The following is a 6,269-nucleotide window of genomic DNA, read 5'->3' on the forward strand; positions in this document are numbered from 1 at the left end:
GTGATCACGTCCTCGGGACTGCGCGAATTGTAACGGTTGCCATATATAGGCTTGGCGCACCAGTTACATTTAAAGGGACAGCCACGTGTAGTACCTACATTTAAAGAAAAATATCCCCGGTGTTTTAACCAACATTCGCGATATGGGGTCATATCAACCAGGTCCCAGGCGGGTAAAGGTAAACTATCAAGATCCTTAAGTACCGGCCGGGCAAAAGTTTTAAACGGCGCACCCTGCTTAGTATAGGCCAGTCCTTGTATATCAGAGAAATCTTCCGTTCCTTTTTTAATGGCATTAGCCAGTTCCAGCAGGGTGTGCTCCGCCTCGCCTATGATCACAAAATCGGCACCTTCCTGTAAGTATTCTTTAAAACGGTCGGTTGAATCAGAGCTGGATACAATGACCGTACAACCCCTGGCTTTTGCCAGCTTACACATTTTAAATGCAGCCTCGCGCATGTTGGTAAGGCACATTTTGGTAAGATAGTTAAAGCCATCATCATATATCACAAAAAAACCGGGCTGGGTTTCATCAATAGCTGCTATAACTTCATCAGGAGTATGCGTAAACATGGTATCAAAAAGTGATACCTTATATGCGTTCTGCCGCATTAGGGAAGCAGCGTACAACGTGCCTAATGGCGGATACGGTTGTCCCTGCGCCCATTGTTTAGGGTCAAAACGCAAAAAATAAGAATGCGTAAAAAGTATATTATTTAACTGTTCCATTGATTAAGCAATATTGGTTAATGGTGACAGGTTAAGTGAGCAAACGCATTTTAAGCAGGTTGGGTGTGTTAAAGTATCCAACGATCTGCGAAACGCAATGGCCTCGGCGCTGTTTAAAATATTGTGAAGCGATGTATCCCTGATGTTACCCATTGATTCCATGAAAAAACAGGGCCTTACGGCTCCATCAGCTTCAACAACGGTTGATACCCAGGGTGCATTGCACTTTTTAAAAGGAAAAGCATTATGCCCGTAAAACGCGGCGTAATAATGATATATATTCTTGATCTTTTCGCGGCTTTCGGCAATAAAGCCATTATCAAATTCCTCCTCGTACTCCGCGAATAAATAACTGATCACCTCGCTTAGTTCAGGTAGTTCATGTTCTGGTATCAGTATCTCATCTTGTTTAGGCTCGGTCCAGGCTTGTTGCCTGTTAAAAGCATGGCTGCTTACATCAGCTGGTAAAAAACTTACCTGATCAAGCCCCATCTTTTTTGACTCTGCTATAATTGCCGGCCAATTGCGGTAATTAAGCCGGTGTATCACCGTGCGCCCGGTGATACGGTAAGCAGGATTTAATTTTTTAATATGCTCCACCCCTTCTCTGAGCTTGCGGAATGCATTGGGTATGTTTCTGATAGCATCATGCAGTGCCTCATCCCCATCCAGCGAAACAATAAGGTCATCAACCCAGGTAAGCAGTTGTTCTGCATGGCTTTTTATGGATAAACCGGTTGTAAGCAGCGTTACTTTTATACCTGCATTTTTAAGTATGCGGCATAGTACAAAAAAATTGGTATTTAGCAAAGCCTCTCCGCCAGACATGAGCACCTGTTTGGTATCAAGCTGTTTGAGGGACGTTAGCAGCCCACTGATATCCGCCTCGGTTAATTGCTTCAGGTTTTTGTTATCCTTCCAGATGTCACACATCACACAACGGCAATTACAGGCGCTATGCGGCATCAGTATCACAATAGGCAATGCTGATATCATGTGCGTTTGCAGTGTGCGGTAACGCTTAAAAGTATGGTATAATGACTGGCCTGCCATAGTTAAGGTTTTAACATTATCCAATAAAAAACATCCTTTTTAACCAACCTGTTCCAAAAGCCACCGGGATTAAACAATATCTTATGCTTAAAAGCATTAAATTTTTGTAGTGCATGGTGAAAATAATGATCGGCCATAACTTCAAAGCCCATATCCTTATAATATTGACGGCATCGCGTCACCGATTTTCTAACGTCCTCTTTATGATAAAACGGTGTATCCAGCACATGTACCTTACCATCCTGATTTAGTAATGAAAACGCGTCGCCCATTATTACCCTTACCGACGGAAAGTACTGCAGTGAAGCGGCAAAAATGATCACATCAAATTTTGCCCCGTTGTTAAAAGTACCCGGGTTAAACCCCTTCTGAATAAATTGCAAATTAGATTTTTTAAACACCCTACGCGCTTGCTCAATTTCAATACGGTTGGTATCAAGCCCGGTTACCTTTGCATAAGGTATGTCAGCAAGTTTGGCCGAAAGCCATCCATTGCCGCAACCAATTTCCAGGATACTGAGCGGCTTTTGCATTTCTTTCAGGTGGGTTATCAATCGCTGGGATGAGCGTTGCCGCACCCTCCATTCTTTATAGTACCGGTGTCCGGCATCAATATGAGGTAACTGGGCAACCTGCTTATCAGTATAAGTCCTTCCCTCCTTTTCGCGTATAGCAATATATATTTCCTCCAATGCTTCATCAGTTATTGGGGCAGCGTTTGGGGTCATATCAATTTTGGTTTCTTTCAAAGTTTTAAGGCTAATTTAAAAACCCTGTATCTCCGGCTGACGGTATTGCCAAAACCTTTGCAGCAGCTTTATTTCATATGGATACTTGTACATGTTTGTTTTGTAGCGCAGGGTTGACAGCAGCTTTATCGATCTTCTTTTCAGATCATTAAGCTTTATATCGGTAACCGTAGGATAAACGCCATTCAACACTGTTTCAAAATTCCTGATCTTATCAATCATTTCAGGTTTGATCCACGGAGTTAAAGGATTCTTGCGCAAGTCAAAATTTTCCCAGGCGGGGCTTATCCAATCCTCTAAAGTTTGTGGATATGCAAAACCCTGTTCCAAAACCTGTTTGTATAACTCTGATCCTTCTGTAGGTACAGGTGTATACGTGTATATAACAATCTCCGTTTTAGAGTTAACCTCTTTTACGCGCTTGATAAAATTGATCTCAAAATCAATTTGCTTTTGCACTTTTTCGGGAGTTGCAGCCGGTGTGCCTAATACGAAAGAGTATTCGGGAATAATATCAAACTGTTTTAACCGCTCGGCAAAACGGATAATCTGTTCGCCGGTTTGGGTGCCGCCTTTATCCATTTGCTCCAGAATTTCGTTGTTGCCGCTTTCGGCACCAAAAAAGATACATTTACAGCCGGCTTCACGTATTTGCTCCAAAGATGAGTCTTTAAACTTATCCATCGTATCAATACGTGCCATACCCCACCAGGTCATGCCTTCGGGTTTAATAAGTTTTGAAAAGTCTACCGAACGCTTTTCAGACACAAAGAAGTTATTGTCATGAAATTCAATGGCATCTGCTCCCCAGTTATCTTTAATATATTTAATATCCTTATAAACGGTTTGGGCCGACTTAGCCTTCCATCTTGCCTCGTAAATAGGTACTACCGCGCAAAAAGAACAGGTAAAAGGGCAGCCAATACTGGAATGGTAAGCCATAGTATGTTCGCCCAGGTAAGTCTTGCCTAAAAATTTACCTAAAGGATAAAAGTTATTCAGCTTATCATAAGGCAATGGCGGTAATGAATCCTGATCAAGCAGATCTTCTTTTATGGTTTTAGTTATCTTACCATCTGCTTTATAGATCAGGTTTTTGATAAACTCGTAAGGTTTATGATTTTCAAGAGAATCAATCAACAGCGGAAAGGCATTATCGCCGGGACCGTTGATGATAAAATCAACATAACCTGAATTTAAAACTACATTAGGCTGGGTTGAGGGAAAATATCCGCCCCATATCATGGTAGTATAGGGATAGCGGTCTTTAATAACTCTCGATAATTCGATAGCTTGCTTTAGCTGCGGGCCAGGCATTACGGTAAAGCCTATATATCCGTATTCGCCTGTTTTTAAATAGCTTTCCATCTTTTGCAATGGATCTGCCTCACAGTTTCCATCAACAATTGCCCAATCATATTTGCCTTCAATAGAAGCTGCAATATTTAAAATGGAATTGGGGATCCGGTATTTGGCTATAGCACTTTTAGGATTAAAAAGTATTACTTTATTGATCTTCTTTGTTACCATATTGATAATTAATAATCACTGACTATTTATACTAAACCCGACATTTTTTAAGGCTTTCAAATAATAAGCGATGGCATTTTACATCCATCGCTCATACAACCCCAAATTGTAAAAAAATGTAAATCGTTTACTATATAATACGCTCTACAATTAGCAGTGGTTGCCTGTGATAATAATAAAAAAGCTACGGGCAACCTTAAGCCCCGAAAACCCGTAATTGTTATAAAGACTKATACTATGTTAGCCACCATAAAAAATTACATAAAAAGCAAAGTATCTGCCCCGGCAGTAACCGAAAAAAGTGTTGTAGAAGCCTATGACCTGTGGTCGGCTGAATATGACATGCAACCTGATAACCTGATGTTACACCTTGATGGCCAGTTATTTTCATACCTCATTAGCCAGGTGGATATTAAAGGAAAACAGGTAGCTGATATTGGTTGCGGTACAGGCAGGCACTGGCCAGCCATGTTTAACAAACAGCCTGCGGGTTTAACCGGCTTTGATGTATCTGGCGGAATGCTCGGGAAATTAAAGGAAAAGTACCCGGCAGCACATACCAGCCTCATTACCGATAACCTGTTCATGAATACTCCCGATGATGCTTTCGATGTAATAGTATCTACCCTTACTGTAGCCCACATTGAAGATATTGAGGAGGCTATGCTGGCATGGTGCCGCTTACTAAAAAATGGCGGCGAAATGATCATCACCGATTTTCATCCACATACACTGGCATTTGGCGGCAAAAGAACTTTTAAGCATAACAATGCGGTATTGGCAGTGCAAAATCATGTTCATCCTATTTATACCATTAAGGAAGTACTGCTAAAAAACGGTTTTCATTTATTGAGCCAGGAGGAGATTAAAATAGACGAAAGCATGAAACCTTTTTACGCCAGGCAAGATGCTTTGCATGTGTATGAAAAGTATAAAGGCTTTCCGGTAATATATGGCATCCACTTAAAGAAAGAATAAATGATACTCCGTGGTGCGAAGTTGGCTAATAGTGGGCAAGCAGTGAATATTAGGATAAGTCACGGCAAAATTGATAAAATAACTCCTGAAACAATAACTGATGCTACTGCTGTACAGCTTCATTTTGATGATGCTATAGTTTTCCCGGGGCTTATAAATTCTCATGATCATCTTGATTTTAACTTGTTCCCGCAGTTAGGTAATCGTATTTATAAAAATTATACCGAATGGGGAGCCTATATCCATCAGCAATTTAAGCAGGAAATAAGGGATGTATTGAAGGTTCCGGCTCATCTGCGTATACTTTGGGGCATATATAAAAACCTGCTCTGTGGGGTAACAACTGTTGTTAACCATGGCAAACGTTTAACCATTAACAATGCGCCTATTACCGTTTACGAAGATACTCACGACTTGCATTCGGCGGCATTTGAAAAAGCCTGGAAACTTAAATTGAACAATCCCCTAAAAAAAAACTTACCTGTAGTGATCCATACCGGCGAAGGAACAGATGAGGCTGCCTCTGATGAAATTGACCGCCTGATATACTGGAATAAGCTGCATAGAAATTTAGTAGGCATCCATGCTGTTGCCATGACAGCGCAACAAGCTGTTAATTTTAAAGGCATCGTATGGTGCCCGCAATCAAACTATTTTCTGCTGAATAAAACCGCGGCTATACAGCTATTAAAACAGCATACCAGCATTATATTCGGTACCGACTCTACCCTTACCAGTAACTGGAACATTTGGGATCATATAGCCATGGCCCGCAAAACTGGGTTGCTAACCGACGAAGAATTATATGATTCACTAAATATTAATCCTGCAAAAATATGGGAGGTAAACACCGGTGAATTGCAGAGTGGCAAAGATGCCGATATAGTTATAGCCCGGAGAAAAGAAGGCGCCGTTGATCTCGATGCTTTTTATAAAGTTGTACCGGCAGATCTGCTGCTGGTTATGCACCGGGGTAATATCAGGTTGTTTGATCAGGAATTATTAGCACAATTGACGCATCACCTTAAGGGCAGGCATTTTAGTTTAATTAAAATGAATGACGCTTATAAATATATAGATGGAAATATGGATGACCTGGTTAAACAGATCAAATTATATTTACCGGGGTTTGTTTTTCCCATTGAAGTTATTGGCCATCAAATACTATAAAAATTGATAAAGCTGGTTGACCTTACTTACTACGCGCATCGTAATTATAACCGGTCTGGGC

The 6,269-nt window shown here is 41.0% G+C and carries 6 protein-coding genes; 2 read left to right on the forward strand and 4 right to left on the reverse strand.

The window, feature by feature from the left end; genetic code table 11:
* From AC1DRQ_RS28795 to AC1DRQ_RS28810, 4 genes are all read right to left on the reverse strand, one after another.
* Positions 1-728 (reverse strand): B12-binding domain-containing radical SAM protein (locus AC1DRQ_RS28795; protein ID WP_477429164.1); only part of this gene is annotated, 728 nt, incomplete at its 3' end.
* A gap of 3 nt (positions 729-731) precedes the next feature.
* Entirely contained in the window at positions 732-1,781 is a 1,050-nt protein-coding gene (locus AC1DRQ_RS28800; RefSeq protein WP_477429166.1) for a radical SAM protein, read from the reverse strand.
* A 2-nt stretch (positions 1,782-1,783) separates the two neighbouring features.
* A complete protein-coding gene (locus AC1DRQ_RS28805; protein ID WP_477429168.1) occupies positions 1,784-2,530 on the reverse strand; it encodes a class I SAM-dependent methyltransferase in 747 nt (248 codons plus the stop codon).
* 15 nt (positions 2,531-2,545) lie between these two features.
* Entirely contained in the window at positions 2,546-4,060 is a 1,515-nt protein-coding gene (locus AC1DRQ_RS28810) for a B12-binding domain-containing radical SAM protein (protein WP_477429170.1), read from the reverse strand.
* 237 nt (positions 4,061-4,297) lie between these two features.
* On the opposite strand from AC1DRQ_RS28810, the gene AC1DRQ_RS28815 reads away from it, so the two are divergent.
* Together AC1DRQ_RS28815 and AC1DRQ_RS28820 are read left to right on the forward strand one after the other, a co-directional pair.
* Positions 4,298-5,038: a class I SAM-dependent methyltransferase gene (locus AC1DRQ_RS28815; protein ID WP_477429172.1), complete on the forward strand. Its 741-nt coding sequence runs from the start codon at positions 4,298-4,300 to the stop codon at positions 5,036-5,038.
* Positions 5,039-6,208 (forward strand): amidohydrolase family protein, encoded by a 1,170-nt coding sequence (locus tag AC1DRQ_RS28820; protein WP_477429174.1) that lies wholly within the window; start codon positions 5,039-5,041, stop codon positions 6,206-6,208. It begins immediately after the preceding gene.
* The last annotated feature ends 61 nt before the right edge of the window (positions 6,209-6,269 follow it).

The organism is Mucilaginibacter sp. P4_E8 (assembly GCF_056401495.1).

Coding starts and splice junctions, on each gene's coding strand:
- AC1DRQ_RS28800 (WP_477429166.1), bottom strand. CDS start 1,781: ATGGCAGGCCAGTCATTATACCATACTTTTAAGCGTTACCGCACACTG.
- AC1DRQ_RS28810 (WP_477429170.1), bottom strand. CDS start 4,060: ATGGTAACAAAGAAGATCAATAAAGTAATACTTTTTAATCCTAAAAGT.
- AC1DRQ_RS28815 (WP_477429172.1), top strand. CDS start 4,298: ATGTTAGCCACCATAAAAAATTACATAAAAAGCAAAGTATCTGCCCCG.
- AC1DRQ_RS28820 (WP_477429174.1), top strand. CDS start 5,039: ATGATACTCCGTGGTGCGAAGTTGGCTAATAGTGGGCAAGCAGTGAAT.